Genomic DNA, 25,781 nt, shown 5'->3' on the forward strand with positions numbered 1-25,781 from the left:
ATGGCTGGAACCAGTTTGTTGGCCCTGCTCGATGATATCGCCAGCGTGCTTGATGACGTGGCGCTGATGACCAAGATGGCGGCCAAGAAGACCGCTGGGGTGTTGGGTGATGATCTGGCCCTCAACGCGGAGCAGGTCTCCGGGGTGCGCGCCGAGCGGGAGTTGCCGGTGGTGTGGGCGGTGGCCAAGGGCTCATTTCGCAACAAGCTGATTCTGGTGCCCGCAGCCATCGCCATCAGTGCGCTGGTGCCCTGGCTTATCACGCCACTCTTGATGCTGGGAGGCGCCTACCTCTGCTTTGAGGGGGCCGAGAAGCTGGCCCACAAGTTCCTGCCCCATAAGGCGAGTGAAGGTGAGGCACATACAGCCCCCATTCCCGATGATCTGGTGGCCTTCGAGCAGCAGAAGGTAAAGGGAGCGATCCGCACCGACTTTATTCTGTCGGCCGAGATCATCGTCATCGCCCTTGGCACGGTACAGGGAGCAAGCCTCGCGCTGCAGCTCTCGGTAGTGGCAGGCATCGCCCTGCTGATGACCATCGGGGTCTACGGGTTGGTGGGGCTGATCGTCAAGCTCGATGACATCGGTCTGCATCTGCTGCAAAAGCCTGATGGTAGCGCCCTGCGCCGCGCGGTGGGGCAGGGACTGCTGGTGACGGCGCCCCGCCTGATGCACCTGTTGGCACTGGTCGGCACCATCGCCATGTTCATGGTGGGTGGCGGCATTCTGGTGCATGGCTGGCCTTTTGCCCATCACCTGATTGAAGGCGCAGCCGCTGTTGTCGCCACCCTGCCCACAGTAGGGGCCGTACTGGCGGCGGTGACGCCGACTCTGCTCAACGCCGTGGCCGGTGTGGTGGCGGGTCTGCTGTTGGTTGTCTTGATGACGCTGGTGAGCCGTATTGCCCCGGCCAAGGGATAAGCGAGCTTGCGGGCCATTGTCTCTTTTTTCCTCTCTTCATTTTTTGGCCAGCGGGACGCTCGGTCTCTGGCTTGCTGCCCGCAGGTCTGTTGCGCCTCCCGATAAAGGCCTTTGCGAGAAGCTATGTATCAACAACAGTGGAATAACGACCATATCTACCCGGGCCTCGACAGCACCGAGCTGGAAGCGGACATGCGCGCCGCCCGCCACGCGCTGGAAGAGCTGGCCAGCTATATGGCGGGTCTGGACGGGGTGCGTGACGCTGACGCTGCGCTGCTGGATTTCTTGCGGGAAGTGCGGCTGCGCGCCCGTGATATTCGCCATATCGGCTGGAACGTCGCCATTCTGGCCGCGTGCCGCGGCAGTCAGGATGCGCGGGATCCGCAGGCCAAACAGCTGGCGTCCCGTGCCCGCGCCCTCAACGCCGATCTGTTCAAGACCCTGGCGCCGGTGGAAGATCTGATGCTGGCGTTGCCAGAAGAGAAATTCGCCGCGCTGATGAGTGATCCGCTGCTCGGCGAGGAGGCGTACCGCTTGGGCCATGAGCGCCGTTTGCAGGATCAGCGCTTGCCGGTGGCGGCGGAGCAGCTGGTGATTGGTCTGGGCACCGATGGTCTGCACGCCTGGGGCAACCTCTACAACGATCTGGTGGGCAAGATCCGGTTAACTATTGATGGCCGCGAGATGGGGCTGGCCGAGGCGAGCAATCTGCTCTCCAGTCCGGTGCGTGCGCTGCGTTTAGAAGCCTTTGATGCCATCAGCGCCGGTTGGGAAGGTGAGCAGGAGACGGTTGCTGCTATCCTCAATGCCCTCAACGGCTGGCGGCTGGAGCTGGCCCGTCAGCGCGGCAAAACCCGTGTGCTCGATGCGCTGGATCTCTCCTGCCACCAGAGCCATATCGAGCGCGCCACCCTCGATGCCCTGATGAGCGAAACCTGGCGAGCCCGTGGGTTGGGTCAGCGGGCGCTGGAGCTGATGGCCGAGCGCCTTGGTCTCGACGATCTGGGGCCGGAGGATCTCTTTGCGCCGCCGCCTGCTTCCAGCAGCCGCGACATTCCTTTTGATGAGGCGATCGCGCTGATTGCCGATGCCTTTAGCCGATTCGATCCCGAGATGGGTGCATTTGCCCGCATGATGGCCGAGAAGGGGTGGATTGATGCGGCGCCCACGCCAAATCGCCGCACAGGCGCCTACTGCACCAAGTTTGCCGAACCGGTCGAACCGCGGGTCTTTGTTACCTATGCCGGCACCATGGATAACGTCATTACCCTGGCCCATGAGCTGGGTCATGCCTGGCACAACTGGGTGATCCGCGATCTGCCGATGAGTCAGCGCAGCTACCCCATGACGCTGGCGGAGACCGCCTCCATCTTTGCCGAAACCCTGGTGCGAAGCGCCCTGTTCGAGCAGGCGCAAAGCCCGGAAGAGCAGCTGGCCATCGCCTGGGCGGAGGCCGATGGCGCAGCCACCTTCCTGGTCAATATTCCGGCCCGCTTCGATTTCGAGCGGGCGCTGGTGGCCGAGCGGGCGCAGGGTTATGTGTCGGCAGAGCGACTCAAGACGCTGACTGACGAGGCATGGGGGCGCTGGTATGAGGGGAGCCTGACCCGCTATCATCCCATGTTCTGGGCGGCCAAGGCGCACTTCTCCATCGCCGGGCTGGGCTTTTACAACTACCCCTATCTGTTCGGTTATCTGTTCAGCCTCGGGGTCTATCAGCAGTTGATGAGCCGCAAGGTGGCGGGGGAAGAGGGCGTGGCCGAGGCCTATCGCGCCTTGTTGCGCGATACCGGCCGGATGAGCGCCGAAGATCTGGTAGCCAAGCATCTGGGGCAGGATATCCGTGAGGCCGCCTTCTGGCAGGGGAGTCTGGCACAAGTAGCGCAGGCGATAGAACGCTTCGCACAGTTGCCTGCCTGATTGGGTCAGCGGTGATATGAACAACAGGCCCCCGGACAGTCTCGCTGTCCGGGGGCCTGTTTGTTATGCCTGCTCTTGCTGCGGTTTGATGGGACCAACGAACAGAGGACGGGTCTGGTGAGTCAGGTCCGGCTGATAGCCGTTGAAGAAGAGGTTGAGCAGCACCGAACTGATGGTGGCCAGCAGGATACCGCTATGAAAAAGCGGTTGTAGCTGCGCCGGCAGCTGCTGGAAAAAATTCCCGGAGACCGTCGGGATCATGCCAATTCCGAGACTGATGGCGACGATATAGAGATTGTGACGGTTGCCGCTGTAATCGGTGCGCGCCAGGATACGAATGCCGGTGGCCAGCACCATGCCGAACATCACGATACCGGCGCCCCCCAGCACGAAGGGCGGGATGGAGGCGACCAGCACCGACATCTTGGGGATGAGGCCAAAGGCGAGCAGGATCCCCCCCGACATCACGCAGACCCAGCGACTCGATACCCCGGTCACGCTCACCAGACCGATATTCTGGGAGAAGGAGGTGTGGGGGAAGCTGTTGAATATCCCACCAATAATGGTGCCGATGCCATCCACCCGCAGCCCGCGCACTATGTCGCCGCGCCTGGCCGGATGGCCGACGATGTCGCCAAGGGCCAGAAACATCCCCATCGACTCGATAAAGGTGATGAGCATGATCACCGTCAGAGTGGCGATGGAGATGGGATCGAAGGTGGGCCAGCCGAAGGCGAAGGGCACTATGGGGGCAAACCAGGCTGCCTCGCCGAGGCCATCGAGGCTCACTTCGCCCATGGCGATGGCCACCGCGAAACCGAAGATGATCCCGAGCAGCACCGAGATATTGCTGAAAAAGCCCTTGGTGAAGCGGGTCACCAGCAGGATAAAGACGAGCACCAGAAAGCTGGTGCCGATATAGCGCAGGCTGCCATATTCCGGATTACCCTTGCCCCCCGCCATCCAGTCGATCCCCACCTGCATGATGCTGATCCCGATGGAGGTGATAACCACCCCGGTGACGACGGTGGGGAAGAGTGGCATCAGCCTACCTATCAGCGGCACCAGCAGGGTCGAGATGATACCGGCGGCGATGGTGGCGCCGAAGATGCCCGTCAGCCCCAGATCCGGGTTGGCTCCGATGGCCAGCATCGGCATCACGGCGGCAAAGGTGACCGACATGATGACCGGCAGCCGGATCCCGGCAAAGCGGCCAATCCCGACACATTGCAGTAGGGTGACGATGCCGCAGCAGAAGAGATCCGAACTGATAAGGTAGGAGATCTGCTCCTTAGGCAGCCCCAGACTGCCGCCAATCACCAGCGGCACCGCCACGGCGCCGGCGTACATCACCAGAACATGTTGCAGGCCCAGGGTAAAGAGTTGGCCCATGGGGAGCATGCGCTCCACTTCATCCACCGGGCGCTTGCGCGCACCCGGTCGGGGGGAGGGGGGATTGGTCTCGTTCATGAACAGATCACTCCTTGAAGCCCGCGCAACTGCTACAGGCAAGATAGTGAAAGCCGCAGCTTTCCCGGTCATTGATCTCGTGTATTGACAGAGGTGCCAGATCCCTCGGCAGTAGTGAGAGGGAGCCGGTGCAGCACGGGTTAGTGCACAAAACATGCACAACGCCGCTCACGAGAGAAAACGTTTGGCGATAACGCCTTGTTTTGCGGGATGAGTCACATACCGGCCAGATAAGTGTCCGGTTGCTGGCAGGGGAAGGAGGTGAGGGCATCTCAGATTGGTAAGGGGTTTATCATTATTGGTCTGGCGATCTCACTTTGATAGCCGGGCACCATAACGTTGCTCGCAATGCGTCCCTCTGCATGTGACGGCGCTCGCGTGCCGCAGGGCGCAATCGGGGGCGGGGGCGTGATCCAAAGCAAGAAAGTTGGATGTTTTGGTGGCGCACGAGGCCGCCGCTGGGGTAGTTTCGATAAAACCGACACAGATCCTGAGGTCTTATCCATGATCATCTATCTGCATGGCTTTGATGCCACCAGCCCAGGCAATCACGAGAAAGTGCTGCAGTTGCAGTTTATTGATGATGATGTGCGTTTCGTGCACTACAGCACGGTTCACCCCCGTCATGATATGAGCCACCTGCTCAAGGAAGTGAAAAAACAGCTCGATATGAGTACCGATCCCAAACCGCTGATCTGCGGCGTGGGTCTTGGTGGCTACTGGAGCGAGCGGATCGGCTTTCTGTGCGGCATTCGCCAGGTGATCTTCAACCCCAACCTCCATCCGGAAGAGAACATGCAGGGCAAGATCGACCGGCCGGAAGAATATGACGATATCGGTACCAAGTGTGTAACTGAATTTCGTAAGAAAAATTCAGGAAACTGCCTGTGTATCCTTTCCGTTCAGGATGAAGTGCGCGATAATCGGGACACTGAACGTGAATTGAAGAACTATTACGACATCGTGTGGGATGAGCGCGAGACTCATAAGTTCAAAAATATCTCGCATCATCTGCAGCGGATGAAGGCCTTCAAAGAAGCCTGATCCATCACGTCGACCGATTTCGTTTTAGGGAGCCAATGGCTCCCTTTCGTTTTGAGGAACCGAGGAAAATCATCATGATGAATATTGTCGTTGTAGGCGGCGGCGCCGGTGGCCTGGAGCTGGCCACCAGTCTGGGTCGCAAGCTTGGCAAGAAGAACAAGGCCAAGATCACTCTGGTCGATCGCAACCGCACCCACCTGTGGAAACCCCTGCTGCACGAAGTAGCCACCGGCTCCATGGATGCGGGCATCGATGCCCTGAGCTACCAGTCTCACGCCAAGAACCACGGTTTCGACTTCCAGCTCGGCACTCTGACCGACATCAAGCGTGATGATAAACGCATCGTGCTGGCCCCGATCCACGACGACAATGGCGACATCGTGGTCAACGAGCGCGAACTGCCCTACGACTATCTGGTGATGGCCATCGGTTCTGTCTCCAACGACTTCAACACCAAGGGCATCAAGGATCACTGTATTTTCCTCGATAGCCCATCCCAGGCGCACCGTTTCCACAACAGCATGATGAACCGCTTCTTGCAGTTCGCCACCGAATATAAGCCGGGCGACAAGGTGAAGATTGCCATCGTCGGCGGCGGCGCAACCGGCGTTGAGCTCTCTGCCGAGCTCTACAACGCGGTCGAGCAGCTCTACGCCTACGGCTTCAAGAACCTCACCACCGACAGCCTGAAGGTGACCCTGGTGGAGGCGGGCCCGCGCATTCTACCGGCTCTGCCGGAGCGCATCAGCGGCGCCGCCCATCAGGAGCTGGTCAAGCTGGGTGTGGACGTGCGTACCGCCACCATGATCACCGAAGCGACCAGCGATGGTCTGCACACCAAGGATGGCGAGCTGATTGAAGCTGACCTGATGGTGTGGGCGGCCGGTATCAAGGCGCCGGACTTCATGAAGGATATCGCGGGTCTTGAGACCAACCGCATCAACCAGCTGGTGGTGAAAGAGACCCTGCAGACTACCCGTGATGAGAACATCTTCGTTATCGGTGACTGCGCAGCCTGCCCGCAGCCGGATGGCAAGTTCGTGCCGCCGCGCGCCCAGTCTGCCCACCAGATGGCCAGCCAGGCGTTCAAGAACATTCTGGCCAAGATGAACGGCGGCGAGATGAAGCCCTACCTCTACCACGACCACGGTTCGCTGGTCTCCCTCAGCCGCTTCTCCACCGTGGGCAGCCTGATGGGCAACCTGATGCGCGGCTCCATGATGGTGGAGGGCTACATTGCCCGTCTGGTTTACATCTCCCTCTACCGGATGCACCAGATCGCCCTGCACGGCTATGTCAAGACCGGCCTCATCATGCTGGTGGGTCGCATCAACCGGGTACTGCGCCCGACCCTGAAGCTGCACTAAGCCAAGGTTTGACAGAATTCGGAATAGCAAAAGGAGAGGCGATGGCCTCTCCTTTTTTATGGGCGCAGATCAGGAAAGAGAGCGTTACTTGCCCAGATAGGTACGGTCGAAGAAGGTATTGACCCAGTGGGGGCGGTAGATGGCCAGCACCGTCATCGCCATGCCGTTGAGCAGGGCTTCGGGGAACAGCAACAGCGGCCAGATGGAGAGGTAATCCGCCGTGATGGTGTGCCAGGGGTAGCTGTCACTTAGCCCCATCAGCAACGCACTGGCGGCCACCTTGACCGAGATGGTGATGGCGCCGCCGAGAAAGGCGGCCACGAAGATATAGACAAAGAGATGGCGCGGCAGCCAGGCCCAGCTGGCCAGAAACAGCAGCCAGCTGGTGGCTACCGGCAGGGCGATGCCAACCAGTGCCTGCCAGCCAAAATCGGCCAGATTGGTGACGCCGAAGTAACCGAGCACCAGCAGGGTCAGACAGGGGGCGAGCAGCGCCAGCCGCCAGCCCAGCAGCAGGGTGAGGGAGGTGAGCCCGAGAAAATGGACCTCCAGCCCCTCATGCAGACCGGCCCTTAGATACCAGAGCGGCACCAGCGCGATGGCACTACCCAGCAACAGGTGCTGATAGAGGGGGGTGTCATGGAGGGTTTGCCACAGAGAGCGGCGCAGGCTGAAGGCCAGCAGTACCAGCCAGATCAGGAGGGCGGCGAGTTGTCCTTCACTCATCTTGTCGTCCATTCATGCAGTAGAGTCCGGGCGGCCTTCCCGACCGCCACATAGCAGAGCAGGCTGACGAGTCAGCCTGCTTTTACCATCAATATTTGACGTTGTTGTGGTACTTGCCGAGGATGCCCTTGACCCGTTCCATGGTCTCCTTGCTGGGGGGCTTGATCCCGCTCAGTTCGTATGGGTCGCCCAGTACGTCCCACTTGTGTTTGCCGAGCTCATGGTAGGGGAGCAGCTCCACCTTCTCCACGCTATCGCCCAGCTCGGCGATAAACTGGCCCAGCCCTTCGGCGCTCTCGTCGTCGTCGCTCCAGGTCGGTACCACCACGTAGCGGATCCACATGGTCTTGCCTTTGGCTGCCAGATAGCGGGCAAACTCCAGGGTGTATCTGTTGCTGACGTGGGTCAGCGGAATGTGTTTCTCGTCATTGATCTGTTTGATGTCGAGCAGCACCAGATCGGTCTGGTCGAGCAGCTTGTCCACCTGTTCGTCGAGATGACGGACGAAGCCGTTGGTGTCGAGACAGGTGTGGATCCCTTTATCTTTGCAGGCGGTAAAGAGTTCGGTAATAAAAGCCGGTTGCAGCATGGCTTCACCGCCGGACGCTGTCACGCCACCGCCGGAGGCATTCATGAAGTGGCGATAGCTGGTGATGTCACTCATCAACTCCGGTACGGTCACTTCGCGGCCACCTTCGGTATCCCAGGTATCGCGGTTGTGGCAGTACTTGCAGCGCATCAGGCAGCCTTGCATGAATACGATAAAGCGTATTCCCGGGCCATCGACAGTGCCGCAGGTTTCGACGGAATGGATCCGGCCAACGGTGCCGTGAGCTCCGGCTGGCTGGCTGATTTCAACGGCAGGGATCCGATTAATGACAGACATAAACAACTCCAACGATTCGAGCAGGCCGTTATTTTATTACATAAACCCCTATTGATCCTACACCTTTAGTCCGGCGCCCGGCTGCCAAGCAGCTGCTCCAGCCCCTTGACGGTGAGCGGCCGACTGGTGAGAAACCCTTGATAATGCTGGCATCCCAGCGCTTTGAGGATGGCCAGCTGCGCTTCCTCTTCCACCCCTTCGGCGGTGACGGTAAAACGGAAGACCTGGGCCAGATCGAGTATTGCCTTGACGATAGCTCTGTCCTGTTCGCTGTGTACCAGGGTCTGAATGAAGCTTCTGTCCAGCTTCACCTCGTCGGCGGGCAGATCCCGCAGATAGGCCAGCGACGAGTAGCCGGTGCCGAAGTCATCGATGGAGATGAGGATGCCGAGCTCCTTGAGCTGGCGCATTCTGGCAATACTCTCCTGCCGATTCTCCAAGACTACCGATTCGGTCACCTCCAGCAGCAGGCGGGAGGGGGGCACACCGGTGTCGCGCAAGATGTACTCCACCTGTTGTACGAAGCCCTGGGTGTGGAACTGGCGAGCGCTGACGTTGACCGACAGATGGGGGATCTGCAGGCCACGGTTGAGCCAGAAGCTGTATTGGGCGCAGGCGGTCTTCATCACCCAGTAGCCGATCTCGAGGATCAGGCTGGTCTCTTCGGCGATGGGGATAAACTCCCCGGGCGGCACCATGGTGCCGTCACTGCGCTGCCAGCGCAGCAGCGCCTCGATACCCGATAGTGAGCCATTGTCGACCCGGTATTGCGGTTGATAGTGGAGTTGCAATTCGTGGTGACGCAGGGCATCGCGCAGCTCATTGGTGAGGGTCAGCCGGTTCTTCTCATGCTGGGCCATCGCCTCGGTAAAGAAGACGTAGTGGCCCTGACCGGCGCGCTTGGCCATGTGGGTCGCGGTGTCGGCCTGTTGCATCAGGACCAAATGATCCGTCTCGTTGCCGGAGAAGAGGCTGATCCCCACCGAGGCGCTGCAGTGCAGTTTGTGATCGCCGATGTCGAACGGGGTGCGAAACAGCCCCATCAGCTCGCGGGCGAAGTGCTCTGCCAGAATTTTGGCGGTGACTTCCCCTTGTCCCAGCTGGGTAAAGAGCAGGGCAAACTCATCCCCCGAGATGCGCGCCTGCACCAGATTGTCCTGGGGCAGCTCCCTGAAACGCTGCACCACGGCCTGCAGCAGCAGATCGCCGCAGGCGTGACCAAGGGAGTCGTTTATCGACTTGAAGTTGTCGAGATCCACCAGCAGCAGGGCGCCCCACTGGCCGTTGGAGGCGCTCAGGGTCTGCTGCAAAATATGGTTGAGGCAGCGCCGGTTGTGCAGACCGCAGAGATCGTCGTAGTAGGCGAGCTGCTCGATATGTCTGGCCGCCTCTTTTTCCTGGGTGATGTCGTAGAAGCTGCAGATAAAGTGGCTGAGCTCCCCTTGCTCATCCTTGACGCCGTTCACCATCAAGCGTACCGGAAAGAGGTGACCATCCTTGTGCAGGCAGCGCTCTTCCCCGAGCCAGAACTCCTGCTCGTTGACGGTGCGGCTGACATCCTCCTTGAGATGATCCCCGTAGTAGGTGGGGCGCAGCTTGCGAATGGAGTGACCGATCACCTCTACCTCGCCAAATCCGGTGATCCGGCTGAAGGAGTGGTTGACCTTGAGGATGATGCCGTTGTGATCCATCACGATCAGCCCATCGTGGGTATTGAAGGCCACTTCCGCCAGCCGCAGGGCATCGTCGGTGGCGAGGCGCTTGAGCTCGATGGCTGCCCGCTCGTGCTGGCTGCTCAACAGATCCAGCAGCTGCTCGGGCTCCTCAAGGGGGGTATCGAGCAGCAGGGTGATCTGGCCAATGGGGGCGCAGCTCTGGCCATGGAGCGGAATGCCGATGTAGGCGCTGGCATTGAGGGCAAGCAGCCGGGTCGCCTTGGGATAGCGTACGGGCAGATCTTCCACATAGATGGCCTGACCGTGCTGGAACAGCTCCTGAGCGGGGCCGGGGTCGAGCTGGATGGGCTTGAGGGTGGAGCAGATCTCCTCGTTGATGACGCAGCGGGGGATGATCCAGAGATCCTGACCGCGGGGCTGGAACTCGCCGATCCAGCCCACCCGGGCACCGCTGGCGCTCATGGCCCAGCTTACCAGCGTCTTGCAGTAGTCGATGCCGGTCTGTTGGTGGAGTTCGGGCGGGAGGGTCAGCTCGGCGCGGTGCTCTTCCGGTTGCGGTTGCCAGTGGCCGAGCAGCTGGGCGCTGCTGCGCACCAGCTGCAACATCTCCTCGCTAAGGGGGGTGGGATCGAGATACTCCAGACTCAGCACCCCGAACAGCTTGTCCTGCTCCAGCAGGGCACCATCAAGGCGTGAACGCACACCGGCACTGGTCAGATAGAGGTGATTGCTCAGCATCGGCTGGTGGGCGGCCTCCGAGAAACTCAACGCTTTGCGGGTACGCAGGGCGCGGATATAGCGGCTGTCACCACGAATGGGGTAGAGCGCCTCGACCCCCAGGGTGAACACAGGGGTGAGTTGCTCGCTGCCGAGATCGCCGTTGGCCTGATAGTGCCAGAGGATGAGCCGATCGGCCCCCAAACTCTCTTTAAGGGCCTCGAGCAGGGGCGCATACTGTTGCTGGCTCGCCATCTGGCTGAGGCGCGGCAGTTGCAATGCCAGATCGGCGATGGGCTCCTGACGAAGGTTCTGCAGACAGATGAGCCAGAAGCCATCCTGCTCGTGGGCGAGGGCGATATGCCACAACTGGCTGGCAAAGCGCACTGTGATCTTGCCGCCATGGCCGTTGGCCAGCAGTTGTTCGATGGGCAGGCGCAGGGCATCGGGCAGCTGGGCAGGCCAGGGGGCGCGCGGCTCATCGAGCCAGTAGAGCGGGGTTTGCATCACGTCGGTCAGGGCGACCAGCCGTTGACTGCGCAGATCCAGACGGAAAAAGAGTGGCGTCTGGAGGGCAGGAGGAAGATGACTGAGTGCGGTAGACGACATGAACAAACAACATCCTGTTAAGCAACCGTCGGGGTTGCAAGAATACTGCAAAATGGTGTGAAACAAAATTTCATTGAATTCTAAATTAGAAAAGTCTAATTTATTGCCCATTATCATGTATGAGGAGTCTTGCAGATGAAACGGATCCTGATTATCGGTGGTGTCGCGGGGGGCGCATCGGCGGCGGCTCGTGCTCGTCGTTTGAGTGAAGAGGCTGAGATCGTGATGTTCGAGCGGGGCGAGTTTGTCAGCTTCGCCAACTGCGGTCTGCCCTATCACATCGGGGGCGATATCCCCGACCGGGATGCCTTGCTGCTGCAGACACCCCAGAGCTTCAAGCGCCGTTTCAACGTCGATGTGCGGGTCTTCCACGATGTGATTGAGATAGACAAGGCGGGCAAGACCTTGCTGGTGCGCAACCTGCAAACCGGTGAAGAGCAGCGCGAGCATTACGATGTGCTGCTGCTGAGCCCGGGGGCTGCGCCGATCCGTCCTCCCTTCCCCGGTATCGACAGCCCCCATGTCTATACCCTGCGCAACATCCCGGACATGGATCGCATTCTGGCGGCCCTGCACCACGATCAGCCGCGCCACGTCACTGTGGTGGGCGGCGGCTTTATCGGGCTGGAGATGATGGAGGCGCTGCATCAGCGCAAGCTGGATGTCACCCTGCTGGAGCTGGCCGATCAGGTGATGGCGCCGGTGGACAAGGAGATGGCCAACATGCTCCATGCCCGCATCCGGGAAGAGGGGATCGACCTGCGCCTGCGCACCGGCCTCACCGCCATCGAGAGTCTGGATCTGCCTGCCGAGAAGACCTCCGCCGTACCGACCGCCAAAAGCGGTGGCCTGCGCCTGACCCTCAATGACGGTTCCCATCTTGATACCGGTCTCTTGATCCTCGCCATCGGCGTCAAGCCGGAAACACTGCTCGCCGCCAAGGCGGGGCTGGAGCTGGGCCCACGGGGCGGCATCAAGGTCGATGCCGGGATGCGTACCTCGGATCCCTTCATCTACGCGGTGGGGGATGCGGTGGAAGAGATAGACTTCGTCACCGGCGAATCTGTGCTGATCCCGCTGGCGGGCCCGGCCAACCGGCAGGGGCGCATCGCCGCCGACAATATGCTGGGCCGAAGCGAAACCTACAAGAAGACCCAAGGGACCGCCATCTGCAAGCTGTTCGATCTGGCGGTGGCCAGCACTGGCCTCAACGAGAAGCGACTGGTGCAACTGGGATTGCCGTTCGAGAAGGTCTATGTCCACCCGGGCAGCCACGCCGGTTACTACCCGGGTGCCCATCCGGTCAGCCTCAAGCTGCTGTTTGCCCCGGATGGCAAGATTTATGGCGCCCAGGCCATCGGCAAGGATGGCATCGACAAGCGCATCGATGTGCTGGCGGTGGCCCAGCGTGCCGGTCTCACCGTGTTTGACCTGCAGGATCTGGAGCTTACCTATGCGCCGCCGTTCGGCTCGGCCAAGGATGTGATCAACATGGCGGGCTTTGTGGCAAGCAACCATCTGAAAGGGGACACCCTGCTCTGCCACGTGGCCGAGGTGCAGGCTCGTAACCCCCATCAGCTGGTGGTGGATGTGCGCAACGGCCCCGAGCTCGACAAGCTGGGCCGCATTCCGGGGGCGCTGCATATCCCCCTCGACGAGTTGCGTGGTCGCCTCCATGAGTTGCCCAAAGACAAAGAGCTGCTGATCAGCTGTCAGGTCGGGCTGCGCGGCCATGTCGCCTGCCGCTTGCTGAGCCAGCACGGCTTTAAAGTGAAGAATCTCTCCGGCGGCTTCAAAACCTGGCAGATGGCCACCGCCGAGTAACCGTTTTATTTCTGTGCCTGTTTGCCCCTCTCCCTTGTGCGTGCAAGATGAGGGGCTTTTTGTTTCTGCTTTTCGCCCTTCTTGCATTCCCACCGTTGCTGCAATATTTCGACACACTTTATTTCCTGTGCCGGACAAAATTAACGTTTTGTTCAGGGGATGGGTGCTATAACCCCTGCCTCATTCATGATGAACCGTGTAGTAGGGAGAGTGACATGCTGGATATGCTGATGGCCATTTGGCATCAGGATTTTGACGCCCTGGTTCAGATGCAGGCGGTACCCCTGCTGATCAGTTGCCTGATGCTGGTACTGCTGCTGGAGTCCGCATTCGTCTTCCTGCCCCTGCCGGGGGACAGCCTGGTGTTGCTGGCCGGCGGGCTGGTGGGCATGGGGGTGTTTGGCCCTGAAGTAACACTTATTTATCTGCCGTTGGCTGCTGGCATAGGTTCCGTGCTCGCCTATTGGCAGGGACGGGCCCTGCAGCGCACTCGCTTTATGGATCATATCGAGCGGATGTTGCCTCCCGACAGCCTGCCAAAGGCGACCCGGCTGCTGAAAAAGTACGGTTTTCTTGCGATGTTCTCCTCCCGTTTTATCCCGTTCGTGCGGGTGCTGACCCCCATGTTGATGGGGATTGGCCGCCTGAGCGTGCTGCGGATGTGCGTGGCCAGCTTTGCCAGTGCCTTTATGTGGGCGCTCTGCCTCAGTTTGGTGGGCAAGCTGGCGATGAATACCCCCTTCTTTCTCCACCACAGCGAACTGTTGACCCGGGCCCTGCTGATTACCTCGCTGGTGCTGTTTCTGGCGGCCGTCATGGCCATCCTGTTTCGCTGGTTCAAAGGCGGAGCAAAAAACGAGACCAGCCACGACTAGATGACAACCCTTGCCGCACTGGATCAGTGGGCAAGGGGGTTCTCGTGCTGCAGGGGGGCGGAATTGTGCCCATTCGGGTAATGAGCTTTGTGTCGGGTGAGCAGGATGCCTTATCCTGTTTCCAGCCACGCTGCGTTTGCAGCGCTCCAACTCGGGATGGAACCTATGCGCCTCTTCGACTCTCCCTCTGCTTCTCACCGCTCTACCGCTGAAACCGGCGCTCTGCGCCGCCGCTGGTCAACCCTGCTGCTTTGCGGGGTGGTCGGTTTGCTGCTGTCTGGCTGTGGCCCTGACAAACCCACCAGCCAAGTACCGACCACAGAATCCACTGCGCAGCAGGAGGCCGGGGCGCCAACTTCTGTAGTGCAGGCCAATGCCCGCCAATATCGCGATGCCCCGGCGCTGGCGCTGGTCTTCTCCGGCCCCCTGGCGCCCAAGGCAAACTGGCAGAGCTGGCTCGGGGTCAGTGAGGGGGGCAAGCAGGTGCAGGGGGAGTGGATCCTCGCCGACGATGGTCGCACCCTCTATTTCCCGAACGTTCAGCCCGATAAAAGCTATGAAGTGAGCCTCAAGGCGGGGCTGGGCCCATCCCCCCAGAGCTGGACCCTCAAGACCCGGCCGCTGGAGGCGGGGGCCTCCTTTACCGCCAGCGGCATGGTATTGCCGCTGCGCGACGAGCTGCGCCTGCCCATCAGCGCGGTCAACGTGGATGAGGTCAATATCGACTTCTTTCGGGTCGATGCCGAATACCTGCCCCGTTTCCTGGCGGAATATCGCCCCGGTTCCGGCATGGGCAACTGGGAGCTTGAGCAGATCACCAAGCGGGCCAAGCGGGTATTCAGCGGCCGCTATGCGCTGGAGCTCGATGCCAACCGGCGCGAGACCCGCCTTATCAATGTGAAGGAGCCGCAGCTGGCGGAGGCTGGCGTCTACTTTGCGGTGATGTCGCCCCTTGGCAACTACGACTGGCGCAAGGAGACCACCTATTTTGCGGTGAGCGACATGGGGCTCAGTGCCCGCCGTTACCGCGATCAGCTGGAGGTGTTCGTGAGTTCCCTGGCCAGCGCCGACCCGCTCAAGGATGTGCAGCTCTCCCTGCTCGACGAGAAAGGCAACCGGCTGCAGGTGCAAACCACGGATCCACAGGGCCATCGCCGCTTTGATCAGGTGCAGGGGGCTCGCTTGCTGCTGGCCGAACAGGGCAACCATCTGGCGGTGCTGCGCCTCGATGGGGCTGCACTCGATCTCTCCACCTTCGATCTCGGCACCCAGCCCTGGCAGGCCCAGCAGTTGTATCTCTTTAGCGGGCGCGACCTTTATCGCCCCGGCGAGCGGCTCGACAGCGAGATCCTGCTCAAGGGGCAGGATGGCCAGCTGCTGCCCGGTATGGCAGTGGAGCTGGAGGTGAAACAGCCGGATGGTCAGCTGCTCGAACAAAAGCGGCTGCTACCGGACAATCTTGGCGCGGCCCACTACGGTCTGCGCCTGCCGGACGATGCGCCGCTCGGGCGCTGGACCATTAACCTCAAGACCGCCGCTGGTAGTCGTTTCGAGTGGCCCTTTTTGGTGGAGGAGTTTTTGCCGGAGCGGCTCAAACTGCAGCTTGGCAAGGGGCAGGATGGTGAAGTGACGGATCTGGACGCCTCCCTCACCCTGCCGCTGCAAGGGGACTATCTCTACGGTGCACCGGCGAGCGCCACTAAGGCCAAGGCAGAGGTGAAGATCAGCCGCGCCACCATGCCCTTTACCCAGTGGCAGGAGTTCACGCTGGGTGACGTACTGCTCGCCGAGCAGGCCAAGGATCTCGAGCCCCTCAGTCTCACCCTCGATGCGCAGGGGCAGGGGACTTTTTCGCTTGCTGATGAGCTCGACGGGGTGCGTGCCCTCGGGCCGCTGGAGGTGGCCTATCGGGTATCGCTCTCCGAACCCGGTGGCCGCGCCGTCAATCGCAGCCGCACCCAGTATGGCTGGCCCGCAGGCAGTCAGTGGCCGGCGCTCAAGGCCGATTTCGTGGCGGATCGGGTGGAAGGGGGCAAGCCGCTCCCCTTCCAGATCCTCAACCTCGATGAGCAAGGTCAACCGGTGGCGGGGGCGGTGAAGGTGCGCCTTATCAACGAGTACCGCGACTACTACTGGCACTACGCCGATGGCGAGGGGTGGAAGTACGAGTTCAACAGCCAGCCCTATCTGGAGCAGGAGCAGACCCTGCAGCTGGATGGCAAGGGGCCGACTCCCCTAAGCTTGCAACTCGCCGCGGGCTGGTATCGATTGGAGGTGGAGAACAGTCAGGGCCATCAATCGAGCCTGCGGGTGGAGATCGGCAGTTACGCCTGGGGCGGCGGTGGCGAGCAGGCGCGGCCTGACAAGATTGCCATCACCCTCGACAAGCGCGCCTATCAGGCCGGGGAGAAGGCCAAAGTGACGCTGGTGGCCCCGCGCCCCGGCAAGGGGTTGCTTATGGTGGAAGATGGCGACGGCCTGCGCTGGTGGCAGCGTATCGAGCTCAAGGGGGCCGGTGGCGATGCCAAGGATGCCCGCGGCGAGTTCGAGATCCCGGTCAGCCCCGAGTGGCAGCGTCATGATCTGCACATTTCGGCCCAGATCGCCGCACCAGACAGCGCCTCCAAACCGGTCAGCAGCCAGCAGGGGCAGAGCCTGCGCTCGGTCGGTCTGGTGCCGCTCACCCTGGATCGGGAAGCGCGCCGTCTGCCGCTCACCCTGAGCGCGCCTGATAAAGCGGTGCCGCTTACCCGGCTGGAAGTGACCGCCACCTCCACCCCCAACAGTCGGGGGCGGGTGGTGCTGGCGGCCGTGGATCGGGGTGTGCTCAATATCAGCGACTACCAGCCTCTCGACCCGTTCGAGCTCTTCTTTGGTCGCAAGCGCTTCGCCCAAGATTTGTTCGACAACTACGGCCAGGTGATCCCGCCGCAGGATGGCAAGCTGGCCCGCCTCAACTACGGGGGCGATCGGGCGCCGCTGAAAAAGGGCGGCGCGCTGGAGAGCCGGGTCGAGATAGCCGCGCTCTGGAGTGGCGAGGTGAGTTTTGATGAGAGCGGTAAGGCGGTGATCCCGCTCGAACTGCCCAACTTCAACGGCGAGTTGGCGCTGATGGCGCTGGCCTGGAACGAACAACAGGTCGGTGAGGCCGAGCGCGCCGTCAAGGTGGTGGCGCCCTTGGTGGCCGAGATCGGCTGGCCGCGCTTTGGCGCCAGAGGGGATGAGACCCGGGCGCTGGTACAGCTGCGCAACATGAGCGGCGAGGATCAGACCCTATCCCTTGCCTGGACCCTCAATGGCGGGCTGAAAGCAAATGGTGAGCTGCCCGGCACCCTTTACCTTAAAAATGGTGAGGAGCAGTGGCTGACCCTGCCGCTCACCGTGACCGGGGCGAGCGGTGTGGCGAGCCTGCAGTTGGCGGCCAGCGGCAAGGATTTTGTCATCAGCCGCGACTGGACTTTGCCGCTGCGCTCCCCTTGGCCTGCCGAGACTCGCCAGCGTTACCAGATGCTGGCTCCCGGCCAGCAGATGAGCTTTGCGCCAGCTGAGCTGGCCGGGCTGGATCGCGCCAACCTGCAGGGGCTGCTCAGCCTCTCCGGCACCCCGCCCTGGGATCCGGCAGCCCAGTGGCAGGCGCTGGCCGATTACCCCTATGCCTGTCTGGAGCAGACCCTGTCCCGTGCCTGGCCTTACTTGCTGACCACGGCGGATGAGCGGGCCGCCTGGCGCAAACCCGCAGAGGGCAAGAAAGCTGCGAGTGAGGCGGATGTGCAGCGCGCCCTGCTGCAACGACTGCAGCGGTTGCAACTGCCCAGCGGCGGCTTTGGCCTCTGGGATGGTCGCTCCGACGAGGAGCAGTGGCTCACCGCCTATGCCGCCGACTACCTGTTGGCGCGCAAGGAGGCGGGTGACGCAGTGCCAGAGGCCATGCTCAATCAGGCGCTGAACCGGCTGCAAAGCTATCTCACCGACAGTCAGTATGGCGAGCGCTGGAGCAGTGCCCCCGAGCACAGCCGGCTTGCCTACCAGGCTTACAGCGCCTATGTGCTGGCCCGGGTGGGCAAAGCGCCGCTCGCTACCCTGCGTCTTATCTGGGAGCAGCAGGCCGATCACGCCCGCTCCGGTTTGCCGCTTTTGCACCTCTCGCTGGCGCTCTCGGCCATGGGGGATGAGCAGAACGCCGCCAAGGCCCTCAGCCGGGCATTGGCGACCGAGCGCGGGGATGACTATCTGGGTGATTACGGCTCACCGCTGCGCGATGAAGCCCTTGAGCTCTCCTTGCTGCGCCAGCACAAGCTGGCTGCGGAGCGCTGGCCTGATCTCAGCGCCAAGGTGGCCGATACCCTGGCTCACCGTCAGTGGCTCAGCACCCAAGAGCGGCTCGCTCTGTTGCGACTGGCCCGTTTCGATCCTGCCGTCGACTGGCAGGCCAAGGTAACTTCCTCTCTTGGCAGTGGATCCCTGAGCGGTTCGGCTCCGCTACAGCAGGGTGCCCCCGAGGCGCTGGCGGCGAGCACCGTCACCAACGAGGGCAAGGGCTCGCTCTATGTGCAGCGCACTCTGGTTGGTTACCCCGAACAGGCACCGGCACGGATTAGCCAAGGGATGAGTGTGACCCGCAGCTGGTTCAATAGCGACGGTCAGCCGTTTGATCCCGCCAAGGTGAAGGTCGGCGATCTGGTAGTGGTGCGGCTCAACGTCAGTAGCGAATCGGCGGTGCCCGATGCCCTGCTGGTGGAGATGGTGCCCGCTGGCTTCGAGCTGGAGAACCCCGCCCTTGGCAACAGCATCAAGCTCGAAGAGCTCTCCATCGAGGGGAAACCGGCGTGGCAGAGCGAGTGGAACGACTACCTCAAGCATCAGGAGTTTCGCGATGACCGCTACACGGCAGCGCTGGATCTGAGCGAGGGGAGCAACCAGCAGCTGGTCTACCTGATGCGGGCGGTGACGCAGGGTCGCTATCAGGTGCCACCGACCCAGGTGGAGGATATGTACCGGCCTGAACTGCGGGCTGTGGGTGAGGATATCCACGAGGTGCGTATTTCTGAGTAACAAACCCTCCCTTGAGTGGGTTCGCCCGCTCACTTTCTGGCAGCATGGCTGGCTGAGTCTGGGTCGCAGTGGCCGCGCTGGCTGGCGCTGGCTTGGTCGTTTGCCACGCTGGCTGCGTTTCTCGGTGCTGGGAGTTGTCGCACTGCTGCTGTCATTGCTGGCGCTGGATCGCATTTTCCCGCCGCCGCCACTCGACCCCGCCTATGCGCGGGTGGTGCTCGACATGAAAGGGCGGCCGCTGCGCGCCTTTGCCGATACCAGCGGCGTGTGGCGCTACCCCGTGACCCTGGAGCAGGTCTCCCCCCGCTATATCGAGGCGCTGCTGGGCTACGAGGATCGCTACTTCTGGCGTCATCCTGGGGTCAATCCGGTGGCCATGGTGCGCGGCATCGGTCAGTGGCTGCGTTACGGGCGCGCCGTGTCGGGCGGCTCGACCCTCACCATGCAGGTGGCCCGCCTCATCGAGCCTTACCACCGGAGTGTACCCGGCAAGCTGCGCCAGATGGCCCGTGCGCTGCAACTAGAGTGGCACTACGACAAGCGCACCCTGCTCACCGTCTACCTCAACCGGGCGCCGTTTGGCGGCAACCTGGAGGGGGTGCAGGCGGCAAGTTTTGCCTATCTCGGCAAGAGCGCGGCCAAGCTGACCTATGCCGAGGCGGCGCTGCTGGCAGTGCTACCGCAGGCCCCCAGCCGCAACCGGCCGGACCGGCATCCCGAGCGAGCCCGCACCGCCCGTGACAAGGTAATGCAGCGGCTGGTGGCTCAGGGTGTCTGGCCCGAACAGGTGTGGCTGGAGGGACGTATCGAGCCGGTGCTGGCCCGCGGTCACTTCACGCCGATGGAGGCGCCGCTCTTTGCCCGCCTCGCCGCTGACAATCAGACCGGGGCGCTGGTGCACACCACCATCGACGGGGATCTACAGCGCTGGCTGGAGGGACGGGTGGCGAGCTACATTCGCCGCTTCCCCGAGCAGACCTCTGCTGCGCTGCTGTTGGTGGACAATAAAACCATGGCGGTGCGCGCCTATGTGGGCAGCGCCGAGTATGGCAATTTGCGCCGCCACGGTTACCTCGACATGGTGCAGGCGATCCGCTCTCCCGGCTCCACCCTCAAGCCCTTCATCTACGGTCTGGCCATGGATGAAGGGTTGGTGCACTCGGCCTCCCTGCTCTCCGATGCGCCGAGACTGGGGTCTGATTATCGCCCCGCCAACTTTTCCGGTGCCTTTCAGGGGCCGGTGACCCTTGCCCAGGCGCTGCAGCAATCCCTCAATGTACCGGCGGTGCAGGTGCTGGAGGCGCTCGGGCCCGACAAGCTGGTCAGCCGCCTCGACAATGCCGGGGTGAGGCTGGCCCTTTCCGACAAGCCCAATCCGGCTATTGCGCTGGGGGCTGCGGGGATCCGGCTTGAGCAGTTGGTGGCGCTCTACAGCTCGCTGACCCGGCAGGGGCAGGTGGCGATGCCGGTCTGGCTGGCGGGGCAGCAGGCGGTGTCGCGCCCCTTGCTGAGTCCGGGAGCAGCCTGGGTCATCTGGCAGATCCTGAGCGCGCAGGGGCGGGCGGATCAGCCTTTTGCCAGCGAGGCGACCGGCCGGGTCAATCGACTGGCCTGGAAGACCGGCACCAGCTATGGCTATCGCGACAGCTGGGCGATGGGGGTCTCCGGTCGCTGGACCATCGGCGTCTGGCTTGGTCGCCCCGACGGAACCCCCATGCCCGGTTTTTACGGGCAGAGCGCGGCGGTGCCGCTGCTGCTTTCGGTCTACTCGCGGCTCTCGGACAACAGCCCTCTGCCGGCACAGCCCAACACGGTGAGCGAAGCCGAGATCTGCTGGCCGCTGGGGCGCAAGGCCAGCGCGACCTTGCCAGAGGCCTGTTTGCAGCGCCAGAGCGCCTGGTTGCTGGAAGGGCGTGATCCCCCCACCTTGCCGGATCCCATGGACTGGCCCTCGCCGCTGCGTCAAGTTGCATTGACCGCCGCGGGCAAGCCGACTCTGACCCGTTGCCACGATGCGGCGCAATCCGGTTTTCGGGCCCTCTGGCCATTGTCGCTGGAGCCGTGGCGGTCCCCCGGAGAGCGACGGCAGGCGCTGCTTGCCAGCGGTTGTGCTGGGGAAGGGCAGAGTGCTGAGCTGCAGGCCCCTATTCGCATCGTGGCGCTGGGGGAGGGCAATCTTATCCGCAGTCAGCGTTACCGGTTGCAACCCAAAGTGCTGGGCGGTGTCGGCAAGCCTGCCTGGTTTCTCAACGGCCAGCGGCTGCGCTGGGATGGGGATCAGGTGCTGAGTGTGGCGGGTCGTTATCAGCTGGTGGTGGTGGATGAAGCGGGCAACAGCGATCTTATCGAGTTTCGCGTGGTGCATCCTGACGGTGATGCCGGCACCATCACCCGTTGAGCGTTTTGCCAACAGCCATTGAGGCGAATGTAATTAACTATTTGAAATGCATCAATATTTGATTGGGTGAATTAATTTGTGAATAATTACGAATTCATTCAAATCCAATCGGGAGTTCTCTTTTGCTGCGTGTTCTGTGTCCCTTGCTGGTGCTGATGAGTTCGGGCTGTGCCACTACCAATCATGGTGATCACCATGTTTCTCCTGAACGTACCGGGTTCTATTCACCTTTCGAACCCGTTTCCGAGGGTTTTGCGCGTTGTTATCAGAAACAGTTTGCCTGTACCCCTGCCAATATCCGCCGTGACAGGGCGATGGAGGCGCGCAGGCAGGCGCAAGAGCAGGCCAATCATCGTGGTGATGATTGGTAGGCCGCAGATAACGAGAGGGGTTGGCAAATGCCAACCCCTTTTTCATTCCGCCCATTCAGCCCGGTTGGCGCAGATGGCCGAGCCGGGTGAAGAAGTGCTGGCTCTTGCGCTGGTGAAAGTGGCTCTTCTTGATGGGATGGAAGATGAGGTTGCTTTCGGGATGGCTTGCTTTTAACTGGTGGAGCATGGCTACGGCGGGCAGGCTGGTGCTGACCAGGGTGGTGAGTGGCATGCTGAGGGTCTCGGGCCCGAGCAGTTGATTGAGCCCTTGCTGAGCCTGCTCAAAGCGGGTCAGGGCCGCCGGGTCGGCATAGCCGCTACCCAGCATGGTGAGCAGGTTGTCGAGGGCCAGATGAAATTCGGCCAACTGCTGGCGAAAGCCGCTGCGCCCGCGCAGGGCAATCAGCTCTGCAAACGGAATGTCGGCCAGGTGAGTGGGCACTTGCAACGGGATCTCGAGGAGGAAGCAATCCTGACCACCGCGATTGTGGTAGCGGGATTCGAGCAGATGGAGCAGGCGGTCGAGATAGTCGTGATCGGTAATGAGCGCCCCGTCATTGGCGAGTGCCCACTCACGGGCAAGGCGCATGGAGATCAGGTTGGCAAAGCGCCGCGCCATTCTGATCCCACCCTCATCCCGGGTCGCAAAGCCGTGAGTCAGGCAAAAGCCGTGCAGTCGCTCCAGTCCCGCCTGATCCGGGCAGAAGCAGTCGTGGTTGGCCTCCTGACGCCAGCGACCAATCAGCTCCTTGTTGCCAAACACCTTGTGGCGGACGAAATCGGGGGCCACCAGGCCGCTTATCTGGTTCTCCAGTTGCGGGGTAATGGCGGCAAAGAAGGCGGCATCGGGCCGCTCGGCCAGCAGATCGGTCTGCTGTTGAAGGGTATCGAGCAGGGCGGTGAGGCCGCTCTTTTCGCTGACGGTGAAGACAAAGGCAAGCCGCTCCAGATAGAGCAGGGCAAATTTGAGCCAGAGCTCGTCGCGTACCTCCATGCCGGGGTAGTAGATATAGGTCTTCATCGGATCAGTCTGTTGTCAAAAATCTGGCGAGGCGCAGGGTCGGGAATATACGCAAGATTGCGTCCGCGCGGCAAACATTGCTTAGGGGAATGTGAGCAAACGCTCATCCAGTAGGCGCTAGCCACAAAGTTCTGATATAATTCGCGCCCTTAAATCAAGGTCACCCGAGTCATTACCATGAAGTTCATTATCAAGCTGTTCCCGGAAATCACTATCAAGAGCAAGTCGGTTCGCCAGCGCTTTATCAAGATCCTGCAGGGCAATATCCGCAATGTCCTGCGCCGCTTCGACGACGATGCCCGCGTACGGATGGATTGGGACAAGCTGATCGTGAGCTCCCGCAATGACCAGTTCCGCGAGCAGGCTATCGAAGCTTTGGCCTGTATTCCCGGCATTCAGGCTTTCCTCGAAGTGCAGGCCAGCAAGTTTACCGATCTCCACGACATCTTCGAGCAGGTGAAAGCCGTGTGGGGCGACCAGCTCAAGGGCAAAACCTTCTGCGTGCGCGCCAAGCGCCACGGCAAGCATGAGTTCTCCTCCCTCGAGGTTGAGCGCTATGTGGGGGGCGGTCTGAACCAGCACTGCGAAAGCAACGGCGTGCGCCTCAAGAACCCGGATGTGAAGATCAACCTCGAGATTGACGGCGAAGAGCTCTTCATTGTCAGCGCCATCCATCAGGGGCTGAGCGGCATGCCCATTGCCACCCAGGAAGATGTGCTGAGCCTCATCTCCGGCGGATTTGACTCCGGCGTGTCATCGTTCCAGTTCATCAAGCGCGGCTGTCGCGTGCACTACTGCTTCTTCAATCTGGGCGGCGCAGCTCACGAAATCGGCGTCAAGCAGGTAGCCTATCACCTGTGGAACCGCTTCGGTTCATCCCATCGGGTGCGTTTCACTGCGGTCGACTTCGAGCCGGTGGTTGCCGAGATCCTAGAGAAGATCGATAACGGTCAGATGGGGGTGGTGCTCAAGCGGATGATGATGCGTGCTGCCGCCAAGGTGGCTGACGAATTCCAGATCCCGGCGCTGGTGACCGGCGAGTGCGTGGGTCAGGTCTCCAGCCAGACCCTCACCAATCTGAACGTGATCGACCGGGTCACCGACAAGGTGATCCTGCGTCCGCTCATTACTTGGGACAAGCCGGATATCATCAGCGAAGCCCGCCGTATCGGTACCCTGGAGTTCGCCGAAACCATGCCGGAGTACTGTGGCGTCATCTCCAAGAAGCCGACCGTGAAGGCCGAGCTCTCCCGCATTGAAGAGGAAGAGGCCAATTTTGACTTCTCCATTCTGGACAAGGTGGTCTCCGAGGCCCGTTACCTCGATATCCGCCGTATCGGTGAAGAGACTGCTGCTGAAGTGCAAGAGGTGGAAACGACTCAGGTGCTGGGCGCTGACGAGGTGATCCTGGATATCCGCTCTGCCGATGAACACGACGAGAAGCCGCTGGTGGTGGAAGGTCGTGAAGTACGGCATATCCCCTTCTTCAAGCTGGCTACGGCCTTTGGCGATCTGCCCAAAGAGAAGACCTACCTGCTCTACTGCGATCGCGGTGTGATGAGCAAGCTGCAGGCGCTTTATCTGAAAGAGAAGGGCTTTGACAACGTCAAGGTGTACCGCCCGTAAGCGTGTTTTTTACCTTCAATAAAAAAATCCGGCCAATGTGCCGGATTTTTTTATTTCACAGAGTGAGCAATGACTATCAGGGACAGGGAACCGGAGTGAAGGAGTCTTGCCCCTGACAACGCCAGCCCATTTCCGCCTCCCGCATCTGCCAAAGGTTGTTGCTGCGATAGAGGGTCAGGATGTAGATCATGTCGCTCTTGCTGCCGTCGAGGGCGACCGAGAGCACCAGATCATTGTCCAGCTGCTGGGCATGGATGCGGCTGGGCGTGTCACCATGACCGACGAATCGCAGAGCTACCTCACGGTAGTCATTAACCCAGTTTTGCTGTTGATGGCTTGCCTGGCGTATCTGCTGGTTGAACTGCTGCACCGGCGCCGAGGCCAGTCGTCCAAATACCACTTGTGCTTCGGCGTGGGCTGCCGTCACGTTCGCCAGGAGAAGGGTGGTAAGCATACCGATTTTGCGCATGAGAAGTTCCGGCTAACAACGACTGCTTCTATGACAACAGAAAAGCCTATTTGGTTCAACGCGTGGCCCACAGCGACATGATGACGCTGTGGGCCTGCTCTCAATTGCGTTGCAGGGAGAAGGTGGGCAGCGACAGATGCCAGTAGATAGCCGCGACCCGCAGGCCAAACACGGCCGTCATGCAGATGAGCATGGCCGTTACCCTGTCCATGTTCGCCTCCAGTGCCAGGGTATAGAGAATGCCGCCGAGGATACAGGCGGTGGCATAGATCTCTTTTTGCAGCACCATGGGGACCTCCCGCGCCAGTACATCGCGGATCATGCCACCGGCTACCCCGGTCATGGTGCCCATGATCACGGCAATCAGCCCCGGGGTGCCGAAGTTGAGGGCCTTCTGGGCACCGATCACGGTAAAGAGGGCCAGTCCGAAGGCATCCGCCACCGGCAGCACATACCAGGGCATCCTGCGGGGCAGCTTGACCATCCACATACCGATCAGCGCTGTCGCGATGACGACCCAGATATAGAGGGGATCGCGCACCCAGAACACGGGGGTGGCACCCAGGATCATGTCACGGATGGTGCCGCCGCCGATGGCGGTGACCGCCGCCAAAACCATGACGCCAAACCCGTCCATTCTGAGTCGGCCAGCCACCAATACCCCTGAAAACGCGAATACCGCAGTACCAAACATGTCGCTGATGTAAACAATCTGCTCAACCAGTGTCTGCATGGAGAACAACTCACGCCAAATTGTTGATGGGGCCGCGATTTTAGGGGTTGGTGAGCCCAATCGCCAACAGTGCTCG

Annotated in this window: 17 protein-coding genes; 10 read left to right on the forward strand and 7 right to left on the reverse strand. The window is 61.3% G+C overall.

What is annotated here, in order from left to right; all coding sequences use genetic code 11:
- On the forward strand, positions 1–921 hold the full coding sequence (locus I6L47_RS00455) for a DUF808 domain-containing protein (protein WP_139429446.1): 921 nt from the start codon (positions 1–3) through the stop codon (positions 919–921).
- Between the two features lie 123 nt (positions 922–1,044).
- A complete protein-coding gene (locus I6L47_RS00460; RefSeq protein WP_216948384.1) occupies positions 1,045–2,841 on the forward strand; it encodes a M3 family oligoendopeptidase in 1,797 nt (598 codons plus the stop codon).
- Between the two features lie 63 nt (positions 2,842–2,904).
- Here the strand turns inward: I6L47_RS00460 and I6L47_RS00465 are convergent, their stop codons facing one another.
- On the reverse strand, positions 2,905–4,311 hold the full coding sequence (locus I6L47_RS00465) for a nucleobase:cation symporter-2 family protein (RefSeq protein ID WP_216948385.1): 1,407 nt from the start codon (positions 4,309–4,311) through the stop codon (positions 2,905–2,907).
- Between the two features lie 504 nt (positions 4,312–4,815).
- On the opposite strand from I6L47_RS00465, the gene ycfP reads away from it, so the two are divergent.
- A complete protein-coding gene (gene ycfP / locus I6L47_RS00470) occupies positions 4,816–5,355 on the forward strand; it encodes an alpha/beta hydrolase YcfP (protein WP_005334000.1) in 540 nt (179 codons plus the stop codon).
- Positions 5,356–5,429: 74 nt separating this feature from the next.
- Positions 5,430–6,722 carry an NAD(P)/FAD-dependent oxidoreductase gene (locus tag I6L47_RS00475; protein WP_019445491.1) on the forward strand — a complete coding sequence of 431 codons (1,293 nt, stop codon included), beginning with the start codon at positions 5,430–5,432 and terminating at the stop codon, positions 6,720–6,722.
- Between the two features lie 84 nt (positions 6,723–6,806).
- On the opposite strand, the gene I6L47_RS00480 is transcribed toward I6L47_RS00475, so the two are convergent.
- From I6L47_RS00480 to I6L47_RS00490, 3 genes are all read right to left on the reverse strand, one after another.
- A complete protein-coding gene (locus I6L47_RS00480) occupies positions 6,807–7,448 on the reverse strand; it encodes an energy-coupling factor ABC transporter permease (protein ID WP_216948386.1) in 642 nt (213 codons plus the stop codon).
- 88 nt (positions 7,449–7,536) lie between these two features.
- On the reverse strand, positions 7,537–8,334 hold the full coding sequence (pflA, locus tag I6L47_RS00485; protein WP_216948387.1) for a pyruvate formate lyase 1-activating protein: 798 nt from the start codon (positions 8,332–8,334) through the stop codon (positions 7,537–7,539).
- 65 nt (positions 8,335–8,399) lie between these two features.
- The gene (locus I6L47_RS00490; RefSeq protein ID WP_216948388.1) at positions 8,400–11,336 is read right to left on the reverse strand and encodes an EAL domain-containing protein; all 2,937 of its coding nucleotides are present in this window, start codon (positions 11,334–11,336) and stop codon (positions 8,400–8,402) included.
- A gap of 135 nt (positions 11,337–11,471) precedes the next feature.
- Between I6L47_RS00490 and I6L47_RS00495 the strand changes: the two genes are divergently transcribed.
- The 5 genes from I6L47_RS00495 to I6L47_RS00515 all read left to right on the forward strand — a co-directional run bounded on the left by I6L47_RS00495 (position 11,472) and on the right by I6L47_RS00515 (position 21,856).
- Positions 11,472–13,160, forward strand: a complete 1,689-nt coding sequence (locus I6L47_RS00495; RefSeq protein WP_213388859.1) for an FAD-dependent oxidoreductase — start codon at positions 11,472–11,474, stop codon at positions 13,158–13,160.
- A gap of 215 nt (positions 13,161–13,375) precedes the next feature.
- Positions 13,376–14,035, forward strand: a complete 660-nt coding sequence (locus I6L47_RS00500) for a DedA family protein (protein ID WP_005333990.1) — start codon at positions 13,376–13,378, stop codon at positions 14,033–14,035.
- Positions 14,036–14,200: 165 nt separating this feature from the next.
- Positions 14,201–19,087 (forward strand): alpha-2-macroglobulin, encoded by a 4,887-nt coding sequence (locus I6L47_RS00505; RefSeq protein WP_254204787.1) that lies wholly within the window; start codon positions 14,201–14,203, stop codon positions 19,085–19,087.
- Positions 19,053–21,485 (forward strand): penicillin-binding protein 1C, encoded by a 2,433-nt coding sequence (gene pbpC, locus I6L47_RS00510; protein ID WP_216948390.1) that lies wholly within the window; start codon positions 19,053–19,055, stop codon positions 21,483–21,485. Before I6L47_RS00505 ends, pbpC begins: the two co-directional genes overlap by 35 nt.
- Positions 21,486–21,607: 122 nt before the next feature.
- Positions 21,608–21,856 carry a hypothetical protein gene (locus I6L47_RS00515; RefSeq protein WP_123172800.1) on the forward strand — a complete coding sequence of 83 codons (249 nt, stop codon included), beginning with the start codon at positions 21,608–21,610 and terminating at the stop codon, positions 21,854–21,856.
- A 55-nt stretch (positions 21,857–21,911) separates the two neighbouring features.
- Here the strand turns inward: I6L47_RS00515 and I6L47_RS00520 are convergent, their stop codons facing one another.
- The gene (locus I6L47_RS00520; protein WP_216948391.1) at positions 21,912–22,877 is read right to left on the reverse strand and encodes a hypothetical protein; all 966 of its coding nucleotides are present in this window, start codon (positions 22,875–22,877) and stop codon (positions 21,912–21,914) included.
- 177 nt (positions 22,878–23,054) lie between these two features.
- Here I6L47_RS00520 and thiI point away from each other — a divergent pair, with 177 nt between their 5' ends.
- The gene (gene thiI, locus I6L47_RS00525) at positions 23,055–24,503 is read left to right on the forward strand and encodes a tRNA uracil 4-sulfurtransferase ThiI (protein WP_216948392.1); all 1,449 of its coding nucleotides are present in this window, start codon (positions 23,055–23,057) and stop codon (positions 24,501–24,503) included.
- 76 nt (positions 24,504–24,579) lie between these two features.
- Here the strand turns inward: thiI and I6L47_RS00530 are convergent, their stop codons facing one another.
- Positions 24,580–24,972, reverse strand: coding sequence for a hypothetical protein (locus I6L47_RS00530; RefSeq protein WP_005333978.1), 393 nt, complete (start codon positions 24,970–24,972; stop codon positions 24,580–24,582).
- Positions 24,973–25,072: 100 nt separating this feature from the next.
- Complete coding sequence (locus tag I6L47_RS00535) at positions 25,073–25,705, reverse strand: trimeric intracellular cation channel family protein (protein WP_005333975.1); 633 nt, start codon at positions 25,703–25,705, stop codon at positions 25,073–25,075.
- Between the last annotated feature and the right edge of the window lie 76 nt (positions 25,706–25,781).

Origin of the sequence: Aeromonas sp. FDAARGOS 1417 (assembly GCF_019046985.1) — a bacterium.
Taxonomy (GTDB): Bacteria; Pseudomonadota; Gammaproteobacteria; order Enterobacterales; family Aeromonadaceae; genus Aeromonas; species Aeromonas veronii.